Here is a 22,825-nt window from a genome sequence, read left to right as displayed (position 1 = left end):
ATCCATGGCGCTTACACCCCCGCAACCGGACCCACCCCGCCTTCGGCAGTTTTCCGCGATCTGCCGGAATGGCGTTCTGCGATGCTCTTGGTAGGTGTCGACCTTGGTCGACACGTAGATCCACCCCACGCAATGCCGCTGTTGCTGTTGCTGTTGCTTCGGTTGTTGCTGTTGCTGTTGCCTGAAAGCATCTGCAGGTGCAGGGCGCAGCCCTGCCGACCTACTTCGCCCAGCCTTCGATTTCGCCGTGCGCGAACGGTCCGAGCTTGGCCTTCACCATCCGTCCCTGTGCGTCGAACAACACGCTGTAGGGCAGCAGACCCTGCGCGTTGCCCAACTGCACGCTGGCATCGCGTGGGCCGGGGGTATCGAGCACGATGGGATAGTCCACCGGCACCCGCTGCAGGAAATCGCGCACGCTGTCAGGCGTATCCAGCGCCAGGCCCAACACCTGCACGCCGCGTGCGCCCTGGCCCTCGGCAAAGCGGGCCAGCTCGGGCATCTCTTCCACACAGGGGCCGCACCAGCTGGCCCAGACATTGACCAGCAGCGGCCGGCCCTTGAAGCGTTCGCGGATATCCAGCGCGTGGCCTTCGCCATCGGGCAGGACCAGCGCCGGCAGCGGATCACCGGGGCGCAGCATCGGCAGCGCCGGGGGCGATACGGCAGGCGCTGCAGCTTCCGTCGCCGGCGCCGGCGCCAGCCGATTGCCGGCCCACAGGCCAAGCCCGGCAGCCAGCACCGCTGTCCACAGCAGTGCTGGCCGTTGCCACTTCATCGTGCGGTGCGCAGCAGCGCTTCTTCCACCAGCGCCTGGGTCAGCAGGGTGGGCAGCACCGTCGGCGGTGCGCCGGGGCCGTACACCACGTACAGCGGCACGCCCACGGCCTTGTGTTCATCCAGGAACGCGGTGATCTGCGGGTCCACATTGGTGTAGTCGCCGCGCATGTACACCGCGTTGGTGCGCTTGAGCAGTTCCTTGAACTCCGGGCGCGACAGCACCGCGCGCTCGTTGGCCTTGCAGCTCACGCACCAGTCGGCGGTCATGTTGACGAACACCACGCGGTTGTCGGCGCGCAGGCGGTCCAGCATCTGCGGCGAATAGTCCACCACGTTCTCGCTGCTCGCCTGTGCGGCACGTGCCGGCGGTGCCAGCTGCGTCACCGCCCACACCGGCACCAGCGCCGCGATCACCAGCAGCACGCCCAGCAGCCCGGCCGCGCGCTGGCTGCGCCAGCGGCTGCGCTCGAACAGCCACAGGCCACCGGTAAGCAGCAGCAGGCCACCCAGCGCCAGCGCCATGCCATCCACGCCGCGCTGCTTGCCCAGCACCCACAGCAGCCACAACGCGGCGGCGTACATCGGGAAGGCCAGCACATGCTTGAGGGTTTCCATCCACTGGCCCGGCTTGGGCAGGCGACGGGCCAGCGCCGGCACGAAGCCGATCAGCAGGAACGGCAGGGCCAGGCCCAGGCCGAGGAACAGGAACACCAGCATCGCCGCCACCGGCGGTGCAACGAAGGCATAGGCCACCGCCGGGCCGAAGAACGGACCCACGCAGGCGCTGCCGACCACGCAGGCCAGTACGCCGGTGAAGAAATCGCCGGCCGGGCCACTGCGTCGCGCCAGCGACTGGCCGAAGTTGCCGATGCCGCCGCCCATGGTGAACACGCCGGACAGGCTCAGGCCCACCGCGAACATGATGTAGGCCAACGCCGCGACCACGCCGGGATGCTGCAGCTGGAAACCGATGCCGACTGCGTTGCCCAGCATGCGCAGGCCGACCATCAGCGCGCCGATCACCGCGAAGGCAACCAGCACGCCCAGCGTGTACCACATGGCATGGCTGCGGGCGCGTTCGGGGCTTTCCCCGCTCTGCGCCAGGCTCAGCACCTTCAACGACAGGATCGGCAGCACGCAGGGCATCAGATTCAGCACCAGGCCTCCGCCCAGCGCCAGCAGCAGCACCCACAGCAGCGAGCTGTCGGTTTTCGGCACGCGGCTGGGGGCCTTGGTACGCAGTGCATTGTCCTGCTGCGCATCAGCGGCGAATGCATCGCGCGCGCCGCTGCTGGCGTCGGCACCGCCCGTGGTGGCGGGCGCGTCATTGGGCACAGTCGGAAGCAGGCGCAGTGGCGTGCCGTTGGCGCCCTCGCGGGTGCTGGCAGCGGCCGAAGGCGGCAGCGAGCGGATCACTTCGTCGCGTGCAGCCGGTGCATCACCGGTGGCGTTGACCTTGCCGGCGGGGATCGACAGCTTCACCCGCCGGGTCATCGGCGGATAGCAGATGCCATCGGTCTGGCAGCCCTGGAAGGTCACCACCAGCGTGCTGTCTACGGCCTCGGCGCGGCTGCGGCGCAGTGGCACCGGCACTTCCACCTGGTTGAAATAGACCGCCACATCACCGAAGTGCTCGTCGCGGTGCGACTGCGCCGCCGGCCAGCGCGGCTTGTCGGCCAGTACCCCGGCGCTGCCTTCCAGCTTCAGCGAGGTGCGGTCGCGATACAGGTAATAGCCCGGTGCCGGGCTGAAGCGCAGCAGCAGGGTGTTGCCATCGCTGGCGATGGCATCGAAGCCGAATGCCTGTTCCGATGGCAGCGGCAATGCCTGGCTGTTGCTGGTGCCCGGCAGTCGCAGGCCACCGCCACTGCCGGCGCCGGCCAGCGGGTTGTTGAACGCACTGGCGCCGGTGGCGCGTGCGGTCGGCAGCGTGGCCGCCGCACCGCCTGCACCGGGCAGGGTCACCTGCACCACGCGCTTCTGCGGCGGGTAGCACACACCGGCATCGGCGCAGCCCTGGTAACGCACTTCCAGGCTGATGGTGCCAGCGGCATCGGCGGGCGCGCCGGGCAGGGTGGCCTGCAGGCGCTCGCGGTAGGTCTCCACCTCACCGAAGAAATCGTCGTGGTGCTTCTTGCCTGCGGGCATCTGCAGCGCAGCGGCGTTGAACGCCGGATCAGCCTTCACCGTGGTGCGGTGGCGATACAGGTAATAGCCGGGGGCGATCTTGAACTGCAGTTGGATCTGGCCACGCTCGGGCGCGCTGGCGGTCAGCGCGAACGCCTGGTCCACCGGCAGCAGATCCTTCTCATCCAGCGCGAAGGCTGGCAATGAAAGCCACAACAGGGCGCACAAGGCGGCGCCACGCGCAAACAGAGTCTTCAATCAGTGTCCTCCCGGGTCTGTGCCCGGATCCAGTCCAGATACGCCGGCAGGCCGGCCCGGGTTTCGACCGCGATGCACTCCGGGAGTTCATACGGATGCAGTTCGACGATCCGGGCGATGGCGTCATCGACACGGCTTGCGGTGGTTTTCACCAGCAGCTGCAGCTCGGCGTCGGTGGTCACCTCGCCCTGCCAGCGGTAGGTCGACTGTGCGCCGTCCAGGCGGGTCACGCAGGCAGCCAGGTGCTCGGCGACCAGCGCGTGCGCGATGCGCTCGGCACTGGCCCGGTCCGGGCAGGTGGTCAACAGCAGCAGGACGGGATCGACGGTCGACATGACCGTCGAGTATAGGGCCCCTGTCCGACCGGGTCAGGATCGGACAGGGGAAATACAACTTTCTTCAAACGGTGTCAGTTGGCCAGCTGGCAGGTCGCGGGCTTGGCCGAGGTGAACAGGCCCGGGGTGGCCCACTCGGGGTGGTCGATGAACGGGTTGCGGTTGCCCTGGAAGCTGTAGATCACGTCATTGCGGGCACGTTCTGCAGCGCTCGGCGGATCAGCAAGATGCCAGTCGATCAAGGTCGACAGCAGGCCCATGTAGGCCGGCGAGCTGCTGGTCTTGACGATCTTGCTGCGGTCGTCGGTCAGTTCCAGGTCCGGTTCGGACTGGCCGGTGGCCGCATCCTTGCCCCCTTCGTAGCGGATGGCCATGTACATCACCGCGCGTGCCATGTCGCCCTTGCGTGCACCCCACACTTCAAAAGTGCCAGCGTTGCCATCCGGCGTACGTACCCAGTTCGAATTGCCCGGATAGCCGCCGCTGCCGCCGCCCTGGCCGTTGTTGGCCTCGGTGGCACGCTCGCCGCAGTTGGCGTCGCACTTGCCGAACGGCTTGTTGCCGCGGTCGGCGTTCCACTGTGCGTCGGTCAGGTACAGCATGTGGGTGTCGGTATAGGGCGCATACGGCAGGCCCTTGTCGCCGGTGGTGCTGGCAAAGCCCAGCGAGTTCGGCCAGGTGTGCTCGCGGTTGTACTTCAGGCCGCCGCCACTGCCTGCACGGTCGGTCACCTTGGTGTAGCTGCGGTTGCGATAGGCGTCGAGGATCCGGCCACTGTTGTTCGGATCTTCGTCGGCGATCTCCAGGATGGTCCAGGTGCTGGTGCCCGAGCCACTGTACGGATACGCGGTGTGGCCCTTGATGGTGGCGTGCAGCGAGCAGCGCAGCTGGCTGGGGCTGCTGGTGTTGACCTTCGAGTAGTAACCGGCCGGTCCGCCGGGATTGCCCGGGTCCGGATTGCCGGTGGTGGTGGCCACGGTGAAGGCGATGCGGCTGTCGGTCGCCGGGCGGGCACCCTGCGCATCGGTGATGCGTGCGGCACGGATGTCGAAGCGGCAGGCTTCACCGGCGACCAGCGCGGTGTTGGTCGACAGCTTCACGCTCTTGCCGCTGGCCGGCCAGATCAGCGGCACGCTGCCGGAGGTGCCGCAGGTCAGTGCGAAGGCGCCGCTGGCGAGGTTGACCGTCTCGCTGAACACCACTTCCAGGTCGGCGGCGGCAGGGAAGGTGCTGCTGCCCTGTGCCGGCGTGGTGGTGGACACCGACGGCGGCGTGTTCGGGCCCGGGGTGCCACCGCCGCTGAAGGTCTGGTTGTTGTTGCAGCTGCCGAAGGTCTGCCTGGCCGATTCGGCCCAGGTGAAGTGCGCGTACTGGCTGCCGCTGCCGGTCAGCTGCAGCGAGGTGCCCGCAGCGGTGCTGTTGGTTTCGGCAACGGGAATGTTCTGGCTGGTCATGCCGGCGGCGGGGCCGGCGGAGGCGGTGATCGCGCCCTCGTAGCTGAGGAACTGGACCACCTTGCCGCTGGCGTCGACCAGGGCGATGCCGTCGTTGGGGCCGTTCTGCAGGCCGTTGCTGGGGTAGGTGACCACCGCCAGGGAGGCGCTGCCGCAGCTGGCCGCGGTTCCGGCCGGTACCGCGTTGTTGGCGTAGACCGTGGCGGCCGACGGATTGCTGCCGTTGTAGAGGTACAGGCGGTAGCCGGACAGATCCTCGCCGGCGGTGGCGACCACTTCGATGGCTTCGCCGACGTCACCGGCAGCGGTGCTGTCGTCGTAGTGCAGTTCGTTGATGAAGACCTCGGCCTGGGCCGGCGCGGCAGCCAGGGCCAGCAGGCAGGCGGCGGCGAGCGGGGACAGCAATCGCATCGACTACTCCTTGTGATTGGGAATGCCGGGCCACCCTAAAGCCGATCCGGTGACACTTTGTCGTAAATGAACGCCAGATATCTGACAGTGCGACGGCGGTCACCAAATGGCGGCCAATTCCCCCTTGGCTTGCCGCGACGCATCCCTATAAAGGCGTCCGCGCAGGGATGGAGTGCCGCCGGGCCGCCGGGAAAAATTTATGGGCGGGCCTTGAAAGGACTCCGGAGGTCTCCATCTCTGTCGTGCTCCCGACCTGTCGGGCTTTTTCACGCGCGTTGCTGGCAGTCACCTGGTGTGAGTGCTAACATCGCCGGACTTTTTCAGACCAATCAATAACTTAAGAGGTCCCACATGAGCATCAAGCCGCTGCACGACCGCGTTGTGGTCAAGCCGATCGAAGCCGACGAAGTTTCCGCCGGTGGCATCCTGATCCCGGACTCCGCCAAGGAAAAGTCCACCAAGGGTGAAGTCGTGGCCGTGGGCCCGGGCAAGCCGCTGGACAACGGCAACGTGCGCGCTCCGTCGCTGAAGGTCGGTGACAAGGTCATCTACGGCCAGTACGCCGGCAGCTCGTACAAGAGCGAAGGCGTCGAGTACAAGGTCCTGCGCGAAGACGACGTGCTCGCCGTCATCGGCTGAGTGTCAGCGCGACCTGCTTCAGTTACACCCCATTTCCGCTAAAAGCAGCCGGGCTCCGCTCGGCTCTACACAGAGGTAAACGCAATGGCTGCCAAGGATATTCGTTTCGGTGAAGACGCCCGTTCGCGCATGGTGCGCGGCGTCAACGTTCTCGCCAATGCCGTCAAGGCCACCCTGGGCCCGAAGGGCCGCAACGTCGTGCTCGAGAAGAGCTTCGGCGCCCCGACCATCACCAAGGACGGCGTGTCCGTCGCCAAGGAAATCGAACTGGCTGACAAGTTCGAGAACATGGGCGCGCAGATGGTGAAGGAAGTCGCCTCGCGTACCAACGACGACGCCGGCGACGGCACCACCACCGCCACCGTGCTGGCCCAGGCCCTGATCCGCGAAGGCGCCAAGGCCGTTGCTGCCGGCATGAACCCGATGGACCTCAAGCGCGGTATCGACAAGGCCGTCGTGGCTGCCGTCGCCGAGCTGAAGAACATCTCCAAGCCGACCGCTGACGACAAGGCCATTGCCCAGGTCGGCACGATCTCGGCCAACTCGGACGAGTCGATCGGCCAGATCATCGCCAACGCGATGAAGGAAGTCGGCAAGGAAGGCGTGATCACCGTTGAAGAAGGCTCGGGCCTGGACAACGAGCTGGACGTGGTCAAGGGCATGCAGTTCGACCGCGGCTACCTGTCCCCGTACTTCATCAACAACCAGCAGTCGCAGACCGCTGACCTGGATGACCCGTACATCCTGCTGCACGACAAGAAGATCTCCAACGTCCGTGACCTGCTGCCGGTGCTGGAAGGCGTCGCCAAGGCCGGCAAGCCGCTGCTGATCGTTGCCGAGGAAGTCGAAGGCGAAGCGCTGGCGACCCTGGTGGTCAACACCATCCGCGGCATCGTCAAGGTCGTGGCCGTCAAGGCTCCGGGCTTCGGCGACCGTCGCAAGGCGATGCTGGAAGACATGGCCGTGCTGACTGGCGGCACCGTGATCTCCGAGGAAGTCGGCCTGTCGCTGGAAAAGGCCACCATCAAGGACCTGGGCCGCGCCAAGAAGGTGCAGGTTTCCAAGGAAAACACCACCATCATCGATGGCGTGGGTGACAAGGCTGCGGTCGATTCGCGCGTTGCGCAGATCAAGACCCAGATCGAAGACACCTCCTCGGACTACGACCGCGAGAAGCTGCAGGAGCGCGTGGCCAAGCTGGCCGGTGGCGTGGCAGTGATCAAGGTCGGCGCTTCGACCGAAATCGAAATGAAGGAAAAGAAGGATCGCGTCGACGACGCCCTGCACGCGACCCGTGCGGCCGTTGAAGAAGGCGTGGTTCCGGGCGGCGGCGTTGCCCTGGTCCGTGCGGTCTCCGCACTGGCTGGCCTGAAGGGTGCCAACGAAGACCAGAACCACGGCATCCAGATCGCCCTGCGTGCGATGGAAGCCCCGCTGCGCGAAATCGTTGCCAATGCCGGTGAAGAGCCGTCGGTCATCGTCAACAAGGTCAAGGAAGGCACCGGCAGCTTCGGCTACAACGCCGCCACCGGCGAGTTCGGCGACATGCTGCAGTTCGGCATCCTGGACCCGACCAAGGTGACCCGTTCGGCGCTGCAGAACGCAGCCTCGATCGCTGGCCTGATGATCACCACCGAAGCCATGGTTGCCGACGCTCCGAAGAAGGACGAGCCGGCCATGGGTGGCGCTGGTGGCATGGGCGGCATGGGTGGCATGGGCGGCATGGACTTCTAAGTCCCGCTGCACCGGTAGCTGCCGACCCAGGTCGGCACGCTTCCCTGCTGCAATGAAAAACCCCGCCGGAAGGCGGGGTTTTTTTGTGGCCTGCATCCACGCATGGCGTGGATCTACCGGGCAATGCGGCATCACCCGCCGCTACGCTGCTGGAGCTGTCGGCAGGTTGTCCTGCAGCCACGCCAGGAACGCGGCCACCATCGGGTTGTCGTTGCTGCCTGGCCGGGTCACCGCGTAATAGGCGAAGGACTGCGGCCACGGCTGCTCCAGGACTACCTGCAGGCGACCGTTGGCCACTTCTTCGGCCACGTGGATGTCGCGCACCAGCGCGATGCCCTGGCCGGCTGCCGCTGCGCGTATCAACAACAGATCGTCATCGAAAGCGGGGCCGCGCTGCAGGCGCGCATCCTGCGGCACGCCCAGGGCCTGAAACCACAGCCGCCAGTCATTGCGTTCGCTGTCCTGCAGCAGTGGCAACCGCAGGCAGTGCTCCACGCGGGTGATCGGTGGCACGGTCGCCAGCAGCGCCGGGCTTGCCACCGGCAGCAACGCCGGTGCCAACAGGTGCTCCGCATGCAGCCCCGGATACTGGCCCAGGCCGTGCCGGATCGCGATGTCCACGCCATCACGGCGCAGGTCCACCAGCGCGGGGCTGGCATCCAACTGCACGTCGATTCCTGGATGTCGCGCGCTGAAATCGGCCAGTCGCGGTGCCAGCCAGTGGGCGGCGAAACTGGGCGCGGCGCTGATCCGCAACGACGACCTGCCTTGCCACGCTTCCAGTGCGTGCAGGCTGCTGGCGATCTGATCGAAGGCCTGGCGCAGTTCCGGGTAGACACGGTTGCCGGCAGTGCTGAGCACCACGCCGTGGCGGGTTCGATCGAACAGGCTGACGCCGAGCCGTTCCTGCAACTGCCGCAGTTGCTGGCTCACCGCGCCGGGTGTCACGCCCATCACCTCGGCGGCCGCCGTCAGGCTGCCGTGGCGGCTGGTTTCAACGAAGGCCCGCAGGGCCAGCAAGGGCAGTACCGCACCCATCTTCCATTCTCCCGTGACGATGCTGGCGAGCCGTCGGCACGTCCACCGGCCAGCGCAGGGCACAGCATATCGGCCGGGTCGATGGCTGTCGCGCCGGTGCGCGCGATGTTGAGCTGGGCTCAACTGCAACCGCAGCAGACATCGTTTCCCGCCTGCATGCCAGGTTCCTAGACTGGTTGCACGGTCGCTGCAGCGCCTTTTTTCCACATCGCTTCGCCCTGCCCATGTTGTGGGAGGGCAGCGCGTGTGCACCTGATTTCTACTTCCAGGATGCCTCCGTGACCGAACCTTCGCTGCACCTGCATACCGACAGCTCACCCAACGGCTACAAGGCCACCATCGCGCTGGAGGAGCTGGGCCTGCCGTATCGCCTGCACCACGTGCGCATCGAGCAGGGTGAACATCGCCATCCTGATTTCCTGCGGCTCAATCCGCACGGTCGCATTCCGGTCCTCGAAGACCGCGGCAGAGGCATCGTGCTGTTTGAATCGGCGGCGATCCTGCTGTACCTGGCCGAGCAGGGCGGCGCATTGTTGCCACAGGCGCCAGCCGCGCGCTGGGACGCCATCACCTGGCTGATGTTCCATGCCTCCAGCGTCGGTCCCATCTTCGGCCAGCGCGTGCATTTCGAACACTTCGCGCAGGAGCGCTACCTGCCGGCGATCGAGCGCTACCGGCACCTTTCCGAAGACATCTTCGCGATCCTCGATGCACGTTTGGCCGAGCGTCCCTGGCTGGCCGGCGATGACTACTCGATCGCGGACATCGCGCACTTCGGTTGGCTGCATGTGCTCAGGGTGATCGACATCGACTTCTCGCGCCATCGTCATCTTTCGGCGTGGTACCAGCGCTTAGCCGCGCGGCCCGCCGTACAGCGCGGCGTGCTGCTGCCTGAGCCCGCGACCGGGCCCTGAGGAGATCCCCGCAATGACAGCTTCCCTTTCGATCCACGGCGCTTCGGCAGCCGCCTTCGCCAGCCATGCCGGCTACCAGCGCATGTTCCGCGCCGATGCACTGACTCTGGGCATCTTCCTGCCGCTGCGCTTCTACCAGGGCGACATGGCGGCTCTGCAGGGGCAGACCGCATTGGTAGAGGCCATCGACCGCCATGGTTTCGCTGCGGTCTGGGTGCGTGACGTTCCGCTGTTCGATCCACAGTTCGGTGATGCCGGACAGGTATTCGATCCGTTCACCTATCTCGCGTGGTTGGCGGCCCGCACCCATCGCGTCGCGTTGGCGACAGGCAGCGTGGTGATGCCACTGCGGCATCCCATCGACCTGGCCAAGGCCGCCGCGTCGATCGACCAGCTGTCCGCAGGGCGGCTGGTGATGGGTATTGCCTCGGGTGATCGACCGCTTGAGTTTCCCGCCTACGGCCTCGACGACGCCCGACGTGGTGAGCGGTTCGCAGATGCCGTGGTGGCCTTCCGGCAATGGTTGCAGCCCACAGACGGGGCGCTGGCCGGCCATCCCTGGGCCGCGCAGGGCGTGCAGCTGCTGCCCCCGCCGCTAAGCGGTCGCATCCCGTTGATGGTCACCGGAGGTGCCCGGCAGTCGCTGCAATGGATCGGCCAGCACGCCGACGGCTGGCTGACCTATCCCGACGCCACCCATGACACGGCAGGACCCCAGCGGCTGGCGGCGAAGATCCGCGCATGGCGCGCGCAGATTCCCGACGGCGGCTTCCGTCCGCACATGACCAATGAATGGCTGGACCTGGTGGATGACCCGGACCATCCGCGCGTGCCGCTGCAGGGTGGCTACTGCCTGCGTACCGGGCGCAAGGGGCTGATCGCGCTGCTGGAAGCCTGGCAGCGTGCCGGGGTAAACCATGCCGCGCTCGGCATTCAGTTCTCGCAGCGCCCAGCTGCCGACGTGCTGCAGGAACTGGCCGAAGAGGTGCTGCCGTTGTTTCCGTCGCATCCCGGTCCACCGTCGGGGGGGAAGGAATGGTAGCGATGCATTTCCGCGATCGCTGAGCTGCGGACCCTGCCGGCCGCAGCGGGAGGCTTGCAGTTTTTGTTCAACGAATTATGATTAGCCACCTAATTATATAGGGGTGCATGATGCTTGAGTTGAAGCACCAGGCCTTCGTCGAGGAGGCGCAGCGCCGTGGCCACGCCACTGTTGCGCAGCTGCGCCTGTGCTTCCAGCTGCTGGCCTTGTCCAGCGCGATCGACCGTGACTGCGCTTCACGCCTGGCGCCGCACGGCCTCAGCGAGGGCCGTTTCATTGTGCTGTTCCTGCTGCACGGTGCTGGTGGCACGTTGCCTCCGCACGAGTTGGCCGAGCGTGCTGGCGTCACCCGCGCCACCATCAGCGGGTTGCTCGATGGCCTGCAGCGTGACGGCCTGCTGCAGCGGCGCAACGATGCCGAGGATGGCCGCCGTCTGCAGATCGTGCTGATGGCCCGCGGCAAGCGCTTGGCCGGCGATCTGTTCGACCAGCACACACAATGGATCGGCGGACTGTTCAACGGTCTTGATTCCCGCGAACAGGTGCAGTTGTCGCTGCTGTTGGAAAAGGTCTGGCGACACACCGACGCGGGCCAGGAAGCAGGTACATGAGCAATACCATCGCCACGGCACGCCTGCGGGAACTGAACGCGGGCAGTGCAGCCAGCACGCATCTGGCCGAGTGCCTGGCTGTGGACTTCGCTGCGTTGCTGCAGGCGGTGGCACCGACCTTGCCACCGGCCTCGATACAGCGGATGCAGGCCGCTGCAGGCAAAGGAATCACCCAGCGCATGGCATTGGCCGCAGCGGTACTGCGCGAGGCAGGGCAGGACGAGGTGCAGTGCTGGCAGGCGCATCCCTCCGACACCGTGCGCGGATGGGCCTGCTATCTGATCGGCGGCGACGCGCAGGCGGCATTGGCCGACAAGCTGCAGGCCATGCGTTCACTGGCAGATGATCCGCACTTCGGTGTGCGCGAATGGGCATGGTTGGCCTTGCGCAGCGATATCGTCGCCGAGCCGCTGGAAGCGCTTGCCCTGCTGCAACCCTGGACGCAGCAGCGCTCGCCGCATCAGCGCCGCTTCGCCTGTGAGGCGCTTCGCCCCCGCGGTGTATGGGCCACGCACATTGCGCTGTTCAAGCAGCAACCCGAGCACGCGTTGCCCTTGCTGGAGGCCCTCGCTGACGATCCCGAGCGCTATGTGCAGGACTCGGTCGGCAACTGGCTGAACGACGCAGGCAAGAGCCAGCCCGGATGGGTGCGGGATGTATGCGCACGGTGGCAGTCAACGCACGACAGCGCAGCCAATACGTACATCCGCAAGCGCGCGCTGCGCTCGCTGTAACGCCGTACCGTTCACCCGCGTTTCCCGGCAGTGCCGGCCGCTGGCCGGCAACCCCATGACCTTCAAGGGAGACCCCATGCGCCACCGCCTCATCGGACTGCATTCCGGCACCCTCGTGGCACATGCGCGTGTCATCCATTCCGGGTAAAGATGGCGCTCGGCCGTGTCCATCCGCAGGGAAGTCGAGCATGCAGAGCAAGATCCAGGTGACGTTGTACGGAGCGCTGGGCAGCAGTCCAGCGCTGCAGGTACCCGGCCTGGAAGGGCCGGTGGTTGCCATCCAGGAAGCCACCTTGCGGCAGCTGGTGTCCGATCTGTATACGGCCAGGTCAATGCTCAACCCCGAACAGCTTGATGAGGCCAGGCAGGAACTGGACCGCGTGGTGGAGCGTTGGGTCGACATCCACGAGACGCTGCTGCTGGACGTGGAAGTGCATGGCGGCCGATAGTCCGCTGAACCGCGCCCGCAGTTGCGGATGAAACAGTTGGCACCCGCCAAAACCCTGTGTTATCAATAGATCCCATGAACGCAACCCATGCCAGCTTTTATTGGTATTACTTTCCGAAGCCCCCGGCGGAGGAAGGATTGCGCTCACCCTGAAGAAAGCTTCAGACGCATTCCCGAAAGCCGCCAGCGAACCTGGCGGCTTTTTTCATGTCGCCACGCTGCGGACCCCCAACGTTCCGTAGAGACCCCTCACCATGCCCCCGCACACCGACGACCTGCGTATCCGCACCATCGAACCGCTGACACCGCCTGCCCAGCTGCTGGCGATGCTGCCCTGTGATGACGAAGCCTCCGATACCGTCAGCGCTTCGCGCGCCGCCCTGCACCAGATCCTGCATGGCCGCGATGACCGCCTGGCGGTGGTGGTCGGGCCGTGCTCGATCCACGATCCGAAAGCCGCCATCGAGTACGCACAGCGTCTGAAGCCGCTGCGCGATGCGCTGGCCGGCGAGCTGGAAATCGTCATGCGCGTGTACTTCGAGAAGCCGCGCACCACGGTGGGCTGGAAGGGCCTGATCAACGATCCGGACCTGGACGGCAGCTTCAAGATCGACAAGGGCCTGCGCATCGCCCGCGGCCTGCTGCGCGACATCAATAAGCTGGGCCTGCCTGCCGGCGTCGAGTTTCTCGACGTGATCTCGCCGCAGTACATCGCCGACCTGGTGGCATGGGGCGCGATCGGTGCACGCACCACCGAAAGCCAGGTGCATCGCGAGCTTGCGTCGGGGCTCTCGTGCCCGGTTGGCTTCAAGAACGGCACGGACGGCAACGTCAAGATAGCCGCCGATGCCGTGGGCGCAGCCTCGAATCCGCATCACTTCCTGTCGGTCACCAAGCAGGGTGGCACGGCCATCGTCTCCACCACCGGCAACCCGGACTGCCATGTGATCCTGCGTGGTGGCAAGCAGCCGAACTACGACGCGGCCAGCGTGGCCGATGCCTGTCAGGCACTGGCCAAGGCCAAGCTGCCGACGCGCCTGATGATCGATGCCAGCCACGCCAACAGCCTGAAGAATCACGAAAACCAGCCGAAGGTGATCGAAGGCATCGCCATCCAGCTGGAAGATGGCGAGCAGCGCATCGTCGGTGTGATGGTCGAAAGCCATCTGGTGGGTGGCCGCCAGGAGCTGGTCGAAGGCCAGCCGCTGGTCTACGGCCAGAGCATCACCGATGGCTGCATTGATTGGGACACCACCGTGCAGGTGCTGGAGCGGCTCGCCGCTGCCGTGCGCGCCCGCCGTGAAGTGAAGGTGTCCGAAGCCGCTTGAGTGCGGCACGTGTGTGGATGGCGGCCAGCGCCTGCGGGGGTGCGGCCGCGATCAGGGCCGGTCGGAGTTGGAGACCGGCCCGTCTGCACCGGCGATGCGCCTGGCGCTGCGTATGTGCGACAGCGCCAGGTACATCGCCGGGGTGGTGTGAGACCCGAACCGGCGATGGCCGCAGTAGACCCACGCCATGCGTGGATGAAGCCACCTCGCTCACCGCCCCGCCCGTACTCGCGCCAACGCCAGATACATCGCCGGCGTGGTGTACAGCGTCAACCACTGGCTGACCAGCAACCCGCCGACGATAGCGATGCCCAGCGGCTGCCGCAGCTCCCAACCTTCACCGTTGGCCAGCATCAGCGGCAACGTACCCAGCAGTGCTGCCAGCGAGGTCATCAGGATCGGCCGCAGGCGCAATCGTGCCGCTTCCATCACTGCATCCTGCGCACTCAGCCCGCGGCGTTCGCCGGCCAGGGCGAAGTCGACCAGCAGAATCGTGTTCTTCATCACCACGCCCACCAGCAGGAACAGGCCGAGCAGGGCGATCAGGTTCAGTTCGTTGCCGAACAGCCACAGCGCCAACAGCGCACCGATGCCGGCCGACGGCAGCGTGGACAGGATCACCAAGGGCTGCAGGAAGCTCTCGTAGAGGATGCCCAGCACCAGGTACACCGCCAGCGTCGCACCCAGTACCAGCCACAACTGGCGCGAACGCAGCTGCTCCAGGCCGCCGGCCTCGCCGGACAGCTTGGCCTGCACCGAGCGCGGCAGCATCAGTTTGGCCATCGCCGCATCAATCGCCCGGGTGGCCTGTTCCAGGCCCACGCCGGGTGCCAGCGCGAACTCGATCCAGATCGAGGCGAACTGCTCGCTGTGGTACACGCGGTCCGGCGCCATGCCATAGCGCCAGCTGGCGATGCTCGACAGGGGAATGCGCTGGCCGCTGCCATCGATCACCTGCAGCCGTGCGAGCGTGCCCGGGTCCTGGGTGTGCTTCGGGTCCAGCTCCATCACCACCCGGTACTGGTTGAGGCTGTCGTACAACGTGGCGACCTGGCGCTGGCTGAAGGCGTTGTTGAGCATGTTGGCTACGGTGCGCAGGTCCACGCCGTGGCGCGCCGCTGCCTCGCGGTCGATGTCCAGCATCACCTGGCGCATGCCGGCCTCGCCCTGCGCTTCCACGTCCACCAGTTCCGGCAGGCCACGCAGCGCAGCAGCGACCTTCGGTGCCCATTGGCGCAGTGGCGCGGTATCGGCCGAGAGCAACTGGAATTCGTACTTGCCGCTGCTGCCGGCGCCTTCCAGGCGGATGTCCTGGTCCACCCACAGATAGAGGTTGCCCCCGGGCAACTTGGGCAGACGCGCACGCAGGCGGTCGATCACCTGCTGGCTGGAGACGCCGCGCTCGGCCAGCGGCTTCATCTTGATCATGATGAAGGCGTTGTTGACCCCGTTGCTGCCACCGATATACCCGATGATGTCCTCGATGGCCGGGTCGGACAGCAGCAGTCTGCGGTAGGCATCGATCTTCGGCTGCATCGCCTGGAAGGACAGGCCGTCATCGCCACGCGCGAAGCCGCGCAGCTGTGCGGTGTCCTGCTGCGGAACGATGCCCTTGGGTACCTGCTGGAACAGCCAGGCATTGAGTGCGATCACTGCCACGAAGGCCAGCAATGGCCAGCGCAGTTGCCGCAGGCTGGCCTGCAGGGTGCGCAGATAGGCGCCACGCACGCGCTCGAACAGCGCATTGCTGCCGCGCTGCCAGCGCGTGGGCTGTTGTGCGTCATCGACGAACAGGCGCGCGCACAGCATCGGCACCAGGCTGAGTGCCACCAGCACCGACACCGTCATCGCCGCCACCAGGGTCAGCGAGAATTCGCGGAACAGGCGCTCGACGAAATCGTCCAGGAACAGGATCGAGACGAACACCACTGCCAGCGCCAGGTTCATCGATAGCAACGTAGCGCCCACTTCCGATGCACCGCGCACCGCCGCCTGCCAGCGGTCGGCGCCCAGTTCGCGATGGCGCGCGATGTTCTCCAGCACCACGATGGCGTCGTCAACCACCAGTACCGCCGCTACGATCAGGGCCATCAGCGAGAGCGTATTGAGYGAGAAGCCCATCAGCGCGATCAACGCCAGCGTGCCGAACAGCACCACCGGAATCGCCACGCTGGGTACCAGGGCCGCACGCCAGTGGCCAAGGAAGCCGAGCACCACCAGCACCACCAGCGCGATCGCCAGCAGCAGGGTCACTTCTGCTTCATGCAGGGTGGCGCGGATCACCGGCGAGCGGTCCATCACCAGGCGCATGTCCACCGTGCTGGGCAGCAGGGCGTGCAGCTGCGGCAACTGCGCCTGGATCGCATCGACGGTGGCGATGATGTTGGCGCCGGGCTGGCGGCTGACGATCAGCAGCACGGCGGGGCGTTCGTTGTGGAAGCCACTGGCATAGCGGTCCTCCACGCCATCGGCGACGGCAGCGACATCGCCCAGCCGCAGCAGGCGGTCATCGCTGGCCTTCAGCGCCAGCTGGCGATACTGCGCGGCCTGGCGCAGTTGCAGCGGTGCCTCCAGTTGCCAGTGCTGCTGCGCGCCCGCGACCGCACCCAGTGGGCGCACTGCATTGGCGCGGCTGATCGCCTGTGCCACGTCCTCCAGCGCCAGACCTGCGTGATTGAGGGCATTGGGGTCCAGCGACACGCGAACCGCCGGCAGCGCGCTGCCGCCCACCTGCACTTCGCCCACGCCGGGTACCTGCGACAGCTTCTGCGCCAGCACGGTCGAACCCAGGTCGTACAGCTGGCCCGGCGAGAGCGTATCGGAGGTCAACGCCAGCGCCAGGATCGGCGCCTGCGACGGGTTGACCTTGCGGTACTGCGGCATGCCCGGCATGCCGCTGGGCAGCTGGCCGCGGGCGAGGTTGATCGCGGCCTGCACTTCGCGCGCGGCCTCGTCGATGTCGCGGCCGAGCACGAACTTCAATTCGATCTCGGTCTGCCCCTGGGTGCTGGCCGAGTCGATGCGCGAGATGCCGGGCAGACTGCCCAGCGCACGCTCCAGCGGCGTGGCGACGGTGGCCGCCATCGATTCGGGCGAGGCGCCGGGCAGGCTGGCACTGACTTCAATGGCGGGATAGTCGACCTGGGGCAGCGGTGCCACCGGCAGCAGGCGCAGCGCCAGCAGGCCGGCCAGTACCAGCGCCACCGCCAACAGGAGGGTCGCCACCGGACGCTGCACGCAGGCCTGTGCCAGGCGTGCCACAGGGGTCATGCGCCGGCCTCGCCAGCGGTTGCCGGTGCTGTCGCGCGGCGACGCTGCAGACGGTCGAAGGCCAGGTAGATCACCGGCGTGGTGAACAGGGTCAATACCTGGCTGACCATCAGGCCACCCACCATCACCCAGCCCAGCGGCTGCCGCAGCTCGGCGCCCGAGCCACTGGCCAGCATCAGCGGTACCGCGCCGAACAGCGCGGCCAGGGTGGTCATCAGGATCGGCCGGAAGCGCAGCAGCGCCGCCTGGTGGATCGCCTCACGCGGGCTCATGCCGCGCGTGCGCTGCGCGTCCAGCGCGAAGTCGATCATCATGATCGCGTTCTTCTTCACCAGGCCGATCAGCAGCACGATGCCAATCACTGCGATCAGGTCCAGGCTGCGTCCGCTCGCCCACAACGCGGCCAGGGCGCCCACGGTCGCCGAGGGCAGGGTGGAGAGAATGGTGATGGGGTGGATGAAGCTCTCGTAGAGCACGCCCAGCACGATGTACATCACCACCACCGCCGCCAGGATCAGCCACAGCGTGCTCGACAGCGAACTGCTGAAGGCCGCCGCCGCGCCCTGCAGCCGCAGCTCGATGCTCTGCGGCAATGCCACCTGTGCCTGCGCGGCATGCACGGCATCCACCGCTTCGCCCAGCGATGCGCCGGGCGCAAGGTTGAACGACAGCGTGGCCGCCGGGAACTGACCGACATGGTTGCGCAGCAGCGCCGTTGGCCCCTGCTCGACGCGCGCCACCGCGCCCAGCGGCACGGTCTGGCCGTTGCTGCTGCGCACGCGCAGGCCGCTGATCGCCTCCGGCCCCGGTTGCCGCGCAGGATCGGCCTCCAGCACCACCCGATACTGGCTGGCCTGGGTGAAGATGGTTGAGATCTGCCSTTGCCCGTAGGCGTCGTACAGTGCGTCGGCCACTGCTTCCACACTCACGCCAAGGCGTGCGGCGGCATCGCGGTCGATGCTCACCCTGGCCTGCCGGCCCTGCATCTGCAGGTCACTGGCCACATCACGCAGCGCTGGCGATTGGCGAAGCGCGTGCAACAGCTTTGGGGTCCAGGTTTCCAGCGTCTGCAGGTCCGGCGTGGTCAGGGTGAACTGGTACTGGTTGCGGCTGATGCGGTCTTCGATGCCCAGCTCCTGCACCGGTTGCAGGTACAGGGTGATACCGGGAATCCTGGCCACGCGCTGCTGCAGCCGCGCCATCACCACGTCGACGCCCTCGCGCTCGCCGTGTGGCTTCAGTTCGATCAGCAGGCGGCCGGTATTGAGGGCGGCATTGTTGCCGTCCACGCCGATGTAGGAAGACAGGCTGGCCACGGCTGGGTCCTGTTCGATGGCCGTGGCCAGGGCAAGCTGGCGCTCGCGCATGGCCTGGAACGAGATCGCCTGCGGGGCTTCGCTGATGCCCTGGACCAGGCCGGCATCCTGCACCGGGAAGAAGCCCTTGGGCACGGCGAAATACAGCGCCACCGTCAGCGCAAGCGTGGCCACGGTCGCCAGCAGCATCAGTGGCTGGCGCTGCAGCACCCAGCGCAGCTGGCGGTCGTACAGGGCAATGATGCGATCGAACACGTCGCGCTTCGGGGTCGGAGCCCTGACCGGATCCGACCCGGGCGGGGTCAGATCCCCGTGGGGCGCTGACCCTTTGGCATGTGGTTTCAGGAAGCGCGCACACAGCATTGGCGTCAAGGTCAGCGACACCAGCAGCGAAATGCCGATGGCCACCGCCAGCGTCACTGCGAACTCATGGAACAGCGCGCCCACCAGGTCGGCCATGAACAGCAGTGGGATCAGCACGGCGATCAACGAGACCGTCAGCGACACCAGGGTGAAGCCAATCTCGCTGGCACCTTTCAGCGCTGCCTCGCGCGGGCTTTCGCCGTCTTCCAAGTGGCGGGCGATGTTCTCCAGCATCACGATCGCATCGTCCACCACGAAGCCGGTGGCGATGGTCAACGCCATCAGCGTGAGGTTGTTGAGCGAATAGCCGGCCAGCAGCATCACCGCGAACGTACCGATCAGCGACAGCGGCACCGCCACGCTGGGAATCAGCGTAGCCGGCAGGTTGCGCAGGAACACCCAGGTCACCAGCACCACCAGCGCGATGGCCAGGACCAGTTCCTTCTGTACGCCGCGCACGGACGCGCGGATCGATTCGGTGCGGTCGCTGAGCACGGTCATCTGCACGCCGGCCGGTAGCGTGGCCTGCAGCTGCGGCAGCAACGCACGCACCTGTCCGACCACGGCGATGACGTTCGCGCCGGGTTGGCGCTGGATGTTCACCAGCACCGCCGGGGTGGTGCCTCTCCATGCCGCCAGCTGGCGGTTCTCGGCGCCGTCGGTGATGGTGGCGACATCGCCCAGCCGCAGCGGTGCGCCGTCGCGCCAGGCCAGCACCAGTGCACGGTATTCGGCAACGCTGCGCATCTGGTCGTTGGCATCGAGCATCACCGCGCGGATCGGGCCATCGAAGCTGCCCTTGGGCAGGTTGACGTTGGCCGCGGCGATCGCGGTGCGGATGTGGTCCATGCCCAGGTTGTTGGCGGCCAGTGCGCCCGGATTGACCTGGATGCGCACGGCGGGGCGCTGGCCACCGGCCAGGCTGACAAGGCCCACCCCCGGCAGCTGTGCCAACCGCTGGGCGATGCGGGTGTCGACCAGATCGTGCACCTGCGGCAGCGACAGGCCTTGCGAAGTCACCGCCAGCGTCAGGATCGGCGTGTCGGCCGGATTGACCTTGCGGTACACCGGCGGCACCGGCAGATCACCGGGCAGGAAGCTGCCGGCCGCGTTGATTGCCGCCTGCACGTCCTGTTCGGCCACACCCAGCGACACCTCCAGGCCGAACTGCAGGGTGATCACCGAGGCACCACCGGAACTGGTGGACGACAGCTGTTTCAGGCCGGGAATCTGCCCGAGCTGGCGCTCCAGCGGCGCGGTGATGGTGCGCGTGGTCAGCTCGGGGCTGGCACCGGGGTACAGCGTGGTGATCTGGATGATCGGGTAGTCGACCTGCGGCAGCGCCGCCACCGGCAGCAGGCGATAGGCCAGTACCCCGGACAGCAGCAGCGCCACCATCAGCAGGGTGGTGGCGACCGGGCGCAGGATAAAGGCGCGCGAGAGGTTCATGCGCCGGCCTTGGTCGATGCCTCCTCGGTGATGATCTCCACCGCGGTGCCGTCTTCCAGCCCGTCGATGCCTTCGATCACCACCTTGTCACCGGCCACCAGACCGGAACGCACCGCAACGCGACCGTCATCGGCCGGGCCGAGCACCACCGTGCGTCGTTGTGCCTTGTTGTTCTTGTCGATGATGTGCACGTAGTTGCCCTGACTGCCGAACTGCACGGCGGCGTCGGGAACCAGCAGCGCGGGGTGCTCACCCAGCTGCAGGCGCACATTGACGAACTGGTTGGGGAACAGCGCCTGATCGGCATTGTCGAACTGTGCGCGCAGCTTCAGCGTGCCGGTGGCGGTATCGATGCGGTTGTCGACGCTGGACAGGGTGCCGCTGGCAAGCTGCCGTCGTTCTTCGCGGTCCCAGCTTTCCACCGCCAGCGCCGGCTGCGCCTGCACCGCATCGAGCAGGGCGGGAAGCTCCGGCTCGGGCACGGTGAACAACACGCTGATCGGCGCCGTCTGCGCCAGCGTGACCAGGCCTTCGGTATCGCTGGCGTGCACCAGATTGCCTACGTCCAATCGACGCAGGCCAACTCGGCCGCTGACCGGGGCGACGATGCGGGTGTACTGCAGTTGCAGTCGCGCTTCGTCCACCGACGCCTGGTCGCTCAGGCGACGCCCCTGCAGCTGCCGCACCTTGCTCTGCTGGTCGCTCAGTTCCTGTGCGGATACGTAGTTCTGTCGCTGCAGTTCGCGGTAGCGCTGCAGCTGGCGCTCGGCATTCTCCAGCTCGGCGAGGTTTTGCTGCTGCGTACCCTGCGCGTGCGCGAGCTTCACTTCGTAGGGGCGGGGATCGATCTGTGCGAGCAGGTCGCCGGCGTTGACCTGCTGACCTTCCTGGAAATGCAGGCGCATCAGTTCGCCGTCCACGCGGCTGCGTACCACCACGCTGTGCAGCGGGGTGACCGTACCGACCGCTTTCATCCGCAGCACCAGCGGTTCGGCGCTGGCGCGGGCGATGCGTACCGGCACCGTCTTGCCGCTGCCGGCTTCGCCACCGCCCGCCTCGGCCTGCGGCCACAGCCACCACGCCAGGCCAGCGACAAGGGCAAGACCGGCAACGACCAGCAGTAGGCGGGCACGATGTGAGCGGGAGTTTTCGGCGACAGACATGGGCATCCTGCGCCCTGCGTGCACGCAGGGTCATGCGGGCCCGTCGGCACCACGAAGGGCCACGGGCAGCGGGGGAGGAGGATTGTCTGGCGGGGCCGCAGGCGCGGCGTGGCTGGATGCCGTCGCGCGTGCGACGGGGCGCCAATGGTAGCGGTTTACGCAGGCCGTCGCCGCGTGACCTTGGTCATGCCACCCCGCCGGTGGTGCCGGCCCGCGCCCCTCAATGCACTTCGTCGTGGTACACGAACTTCGGCATTTCCCAGCGGTAATGGATCGCCAGCAGGCGCACGGCGAACCCGCCACCCAGGCAGCACAGGATCGCCGTGGCATCGGCCACGCCCCAGTGCAGCAACAGCAGATACACCGCACCGGTCAGCAGCGAGATGATGGCGTACAGCTCTTTCTGGAAGATCAACGGCACCTCGTTGCAGAGGATGTCGCGCAGCACGCCGCCGAAGGCGCCGGTTAGCATGCCGGCGATCAGCACGATCGGCAGTGCATGGCCGGCCTCACGCGCGATCGAGCAGCCGATCAGGGTGAAGGCGATCAGGCCCAGGCCATCGAGCACCAGGAAGGTACGGCGGAAGTGATGCATCCAGCGCGCCACCCAGGTGGCGATCAGTGCCGCGCACACGGTGAAGCCCAGGTACTCCGGATGTTTCACCCAGCCCAGCGGATAATGGCCGAGCAGGATGTCGCGCAGTGAGCCGCCACCGAGGGCGGTGACACAGGCGATCATGACCACGCCGAACAGGTCCATGCGGCGGCGGCCGGCAGACAGGGCACCGGTCATGGCTTCGGCGGAAATGGCGATCAGGTAGATGATGGACAGCAGCATGGGACAGGCTCCGGGCGCGGTGGGGCCGGCCATGCGCACATACCGCCACTGCCTGCGCAATGACGGGATGACGATGACCGGTGCCGCTCCCGCTGTCCTTTTGCCTGAGAGTTCAGCGGCGTGAGCCGCGTGCCCCTTCGGCGGATCGTCCCGGGCGTGCCCGGTGACCTCTCTCCAGCTCGGCGAGTCGAATGCATGGTTGGTGGGATTCCAGCCCACCGGCCTGAGCGATCATGGGAGCCTGCGCCTTCGGCGGGCGCCAGCGCGGCGCCTCTCTCCTGCATTCGGTCGCCAGTATATCCGCTGCAGTGCAGCACGGCATAATCCGGCCATGGATTCGCCCTCCCGCCCGTGGTTCCTGTACCTGCTCGAATGCCGAGACGGCAGCTATTACGCCGGCATCAGCACCGACGTGCAGGCCCGTTTTGCTGCCCATCAGGCCGGCAAGGGGGCCCGCTACACCCGGTCGCGGCCACCACTGCGGGTCCTGGCGGTGCGCGAGTACCCGGACCGGGCAGCGGCTCTGCTTCACTGCTGGTTGCCTGCAACGGCAAGGCGCCAGCAACCCATGCC

At 66.8% G+C, this 22,825-nt stretch carries 18 protein-coding genes and 2 riboswitches; of the genes, 9 read left to right on the top strand and 9 right to left on the bottom strand.

What is annotated here, in order from left to right:
* Nucleotides 1-220: 220 nt before the first annotated feature.
* The 4 genes from AB4Y84_RS00820 to AB4Y84_RS00805 all read right to left on the bottom strand — a co-directional run bounded on the left by AB4Y84_RS00820 (nucleotide 221) and on the right by AB4Y84_RS00805 (nucleotide 5,365).
* Nucleotides 221-778: a TlpA family protein disulfide reductase gene (locus AB4Y84_RS00820; protein WP_442244491.1), complete on the bottom strand. Its 558-nt coding sequence runs from the start codon at nucleotides 776-778 to the stop codon at nucleotides 221-223.
* Nucleotides 775-3,165 (bottom strand): protein-disulfide reductase DsbD domain-containing protein, encoded by a 2,391-nt coding sequence (locus AB4Y84_RS00815; RefSeq protein ID WP_442244492.1) that lies wholly within the window; start codon nucleotides 3,163-3,165, stop codon nucleotides 775-777. The genes AB4Y84_RS00820 and AB4Y84_RS00815 overlap by 4 nt, the downstream gene beginning before the upstream one ends.
* The gene (gene cutA / locus AB4Y84_RS00810; protein WP_080149728.1) at nucleotides 3,162-3,500 is read right to left on the bottom strand and encodes a divalent-cation tolerance protein CutA; all 339 of its coding nucleotides are present in this window, start codon (nucleotides 3,498-3,500) and stop codon (nucleotides 3,162-3,164) included. The genes AB4Y84_RS00815 and cutA overlap by 4 nt, the downstream gene beginning before the upstream one ends.
* A 74-nt stretch (nucleotides 3,501-3,574) precedes the next feature.
* Entirely contained in the window at nucleotides 3,575-5,365 is a 1,791-nt protein-coding gene (locus AB4Y84_RS00805) for an endonuclease (RefSeq protein ID WP_442244493.1), read from the bottom strand.
* Nucleotides 5,366-5,716: 351 nt separating this feature from the next.
* Between AB4Y84_RS00805 and AB4Y84_RS00800 the strand changes: the two genes are divergently transcribed.
* Together AB4Y84_RS00800 and groL are read left to right on the top strand one after the other, a co-directional pair.
* A complete protein-coding gene (locus tag AB4Y84_RS00800) occupies nucleotides 5,717-6,004 on the top strand; it encodes a co-chaperone GroES (protein ID WP_025878649.1) in 288 nt (95 codons plus the stop codon).
* Between the two features lie 84 nt (nucleotides 6,005-6,088).
* Nucleotides 6,089-7,738 (top strand): chaperonin GroEL, encoded by a 1,650-nt coding sequence (groL, locus tag AB4Y84_RS00795; protein ID WP_025878650.1) that lies wholly within the window; start codon nucleotides 6,089-6,091, stop codon nucleotides 7,736-7,738.
* A gap of 141 nt (nucleotides 7,739-7,879) precedes the next feature.
* Here groL and AB4Y84_RS00790 read toward each other — a convergent pair whose 3' ends face one another.
* Nucleotides 7,880-8,776, bottom strand: coding sequence for a LysR substrate-binding domain-containing protein (locus AB4Y84_RS00790; RefSeq protein WP_394197382.1), 897 nt, complete (start codon nucleotides 8,774-8,776; stop codon nucleotides 7,880-7,882).
* A 278-nt stretch (nucleotides 8,777-9,054) separates the two neighbouring features.
* On the opposite strand from AB4Y84_RS00790, the gene AB4Y84_RS00785 reads away from it, so the two are divergent.
* The 6 genes from AB4Y84_RS00785 to AB4Y84_RS00760 all read left to right on the top strand — a co-directional run bounded on the left by AB4Y84_RS00785 (nucleotide 9,055) and on the right by AB4Y84_RS00760 (nucleotide 13,853).
* Entirely contained in the window at nucleotides 9,055-9,690 is a 636-nt protein-coding gene (locus AB4Y84_RS00785) for a glutathione S-transferase family protein (protein ID WP_363734031.1), read from the top strand.
* A 13-nt stretch (nucleotides 9,691-9,703) separates the two neighbouring features.
* A complete protein-coding gene (locus tag AB4Y84_RS00780; protein ID WP_442244494.1) occupies nucleotides 9,704-10,732 on the top strand; it encodes an LLM class oxidoreductase in 1,029 nt (342 codons plus the stop codon).
* Between the two features lie 110 nt (nucleotides 10,733-10,842).
* The gene (locus AB4Y84_RS00775) at nucleotides 10,843-11,343 is read left to right on the top strand and encodes a MarR family winged helix-turn-helix transcriptional regulator (RefSeq protein WP_442244495.1); all 501 of its coding nucleotides are present in this window, start codon (nucleotides 10,843-10,845) and stop codon (nucleotides 11,341-11,343) included.
* Nucleotides 11,340-12,077 carry a DNA alkylation repair protein gene (locus AB4Y84_RS00770; RefSeq protein ID WP_363734035.1) on the top strand — a complete coding sequence of 246 codons (738 nt, stop codon included), beginning with the start codon at nucleotides 11,340-11,342 and terminating at the stop codon, nucleotides 12,075-12,077. Before AB4Y84_RS00775 ends, AB4Y84_RS00770 begins: the two co-directional genes overlap by 4 nt.
* Before the next feature lie 188 nt (nucleotides 12,078-12,265).
* Nucleotides 12,266-12,526 (top strand): hypothetical protein, encoded by a 261-nt coding sequence (locus AB4Y84_RS00765; RefSeq protein WP_025878654.1) that lies wholly within the window; start codon nucleotides 12,266-12,268, stop codon nucleotides 12,524-12,526.
* Between the two features lie 253 nt (nucleotides 12,527-12,779).
* Nucleotides 12,780-13,853, top strand: a complete 1,074-nt coding sequence (locus AB4Y84_RS00760; protein WP_363734036.1) for a 3-deoxy-7-phosphoheptulonate synthase — start codon at nucleotides 12,780-12,782, stop codon at nucleotides 13,851-13,853.
* Between the two features lie 210 nt (nucleotides 13,854-14,063).
* Here AB4Y84_RS00760 and AB4Y84_RS00755 read toward each other — a convergent pair whose 3' ends face one another.
* The 4 genes from AB4Y84_RS00755 to AB4Y84_RS00740 all read right to left on the bottom strand — a co-directional run bounded on the left by AB4Y84_RS00755 (nucleotide 14,064) and on the right by AB4Y84_RS00740 (nucleotide 22,252).
* Nucleotides 14,064-17,123, bottom strand: coding sequence for an efflux RND transporter permease subunit (locus AB4Y84_RS00755; RefSeq protein WP_363734037.1), 3,060 nt, complete (start codon nucleotides 17,121-17,123; stop codon nucleotides 14,064-14,066).
* Nucleotides 17,120-20,251 (bottom strand): multidrug efflux RND transporter permease subunit, encoded by a 3,132-nt coding sequence (locus AB4Y84_RS00750; RefSeq protein WP_442249663.1) that lies wholly within the window; start codon nucleotides 20,249-20,251, stop codon nucleotides 17,120-17,122. Before AB4Y84_RS00750 ends, AB4Y84_RS00755 begins: the two co-directional genes overlap by 4 nt.
* On the bottom strand, nucleotides 20,248-21,414 hold the full coding sequence (locus tag AB4Y84_RS00745; RefSeq protein ID WP_363734040.1) for an MdtA/MuxA family multidrug efflux RND transporter periplasmic adaptor subunit: 1,167 nt from the start codon (nucleotides 21,412-21,414) through the stop codon (nucleotides 20,248-20,250). Before AB4Y84_RS00745 ends, AB4Y84_RS00750 begins: the two co-directional genes overlap by 4 nt.
* A gap of 220 nt (nucleotides 21,415-21,634) precedes the next feature.
* Entirely contained in the window at nucleotides 21,635-22,252 is a 618-nt protein-coding gene (locus tag AB4Y84_RS00740) for a trimeric intracellular cation channel family protein (protein ID WP_032952083.1), read from the bottom strand.
* 84 nt (nucleotides 22,253-22,336) lie between these two features.
* Nucleotides 22,337-22,440: riboswitch (glycine riboswitch) on the bottom strand.
* A gap of 13 nt (nucleotides 22,441-22,453) precedes the next feature.
* Nucleotides 22,454-22,543: riboswitch (glycine riboswitch) on the bottom strand.
* A 40-nt stretch (nucleotides 22,544-22,583) separates the two neighbouring features.
* Here AB4Y84_RS00740 and AB4Y84_RS00735 point away from each other — a divergent pair.
* Nucleotides 22,584-22,825 (top strand): GIY-YIG nuclease family protein (locus AB4Y84_RS00735; protein ID WP_442249662.1); only part of this gene is annotated, 242 nt, incomplete at its 3' end.

The sequence above is a fragment of the Stenotrophomonas sp. 2YAF22 genome (assembly GCF_052114665.1).
Lineage (GTDB): Bacteria > Pseudomonadota > Gammaproteobacteria > Xanthomonadales > Xanthomonadaceae > Stenotrophomonas > Stenotrophomonas indicatrix.
The sequence above is the reverse complement of the archived record's forward strand: the minus strand, read 5'-3'. Positions and strand labels throughout refer to the sequence as shown.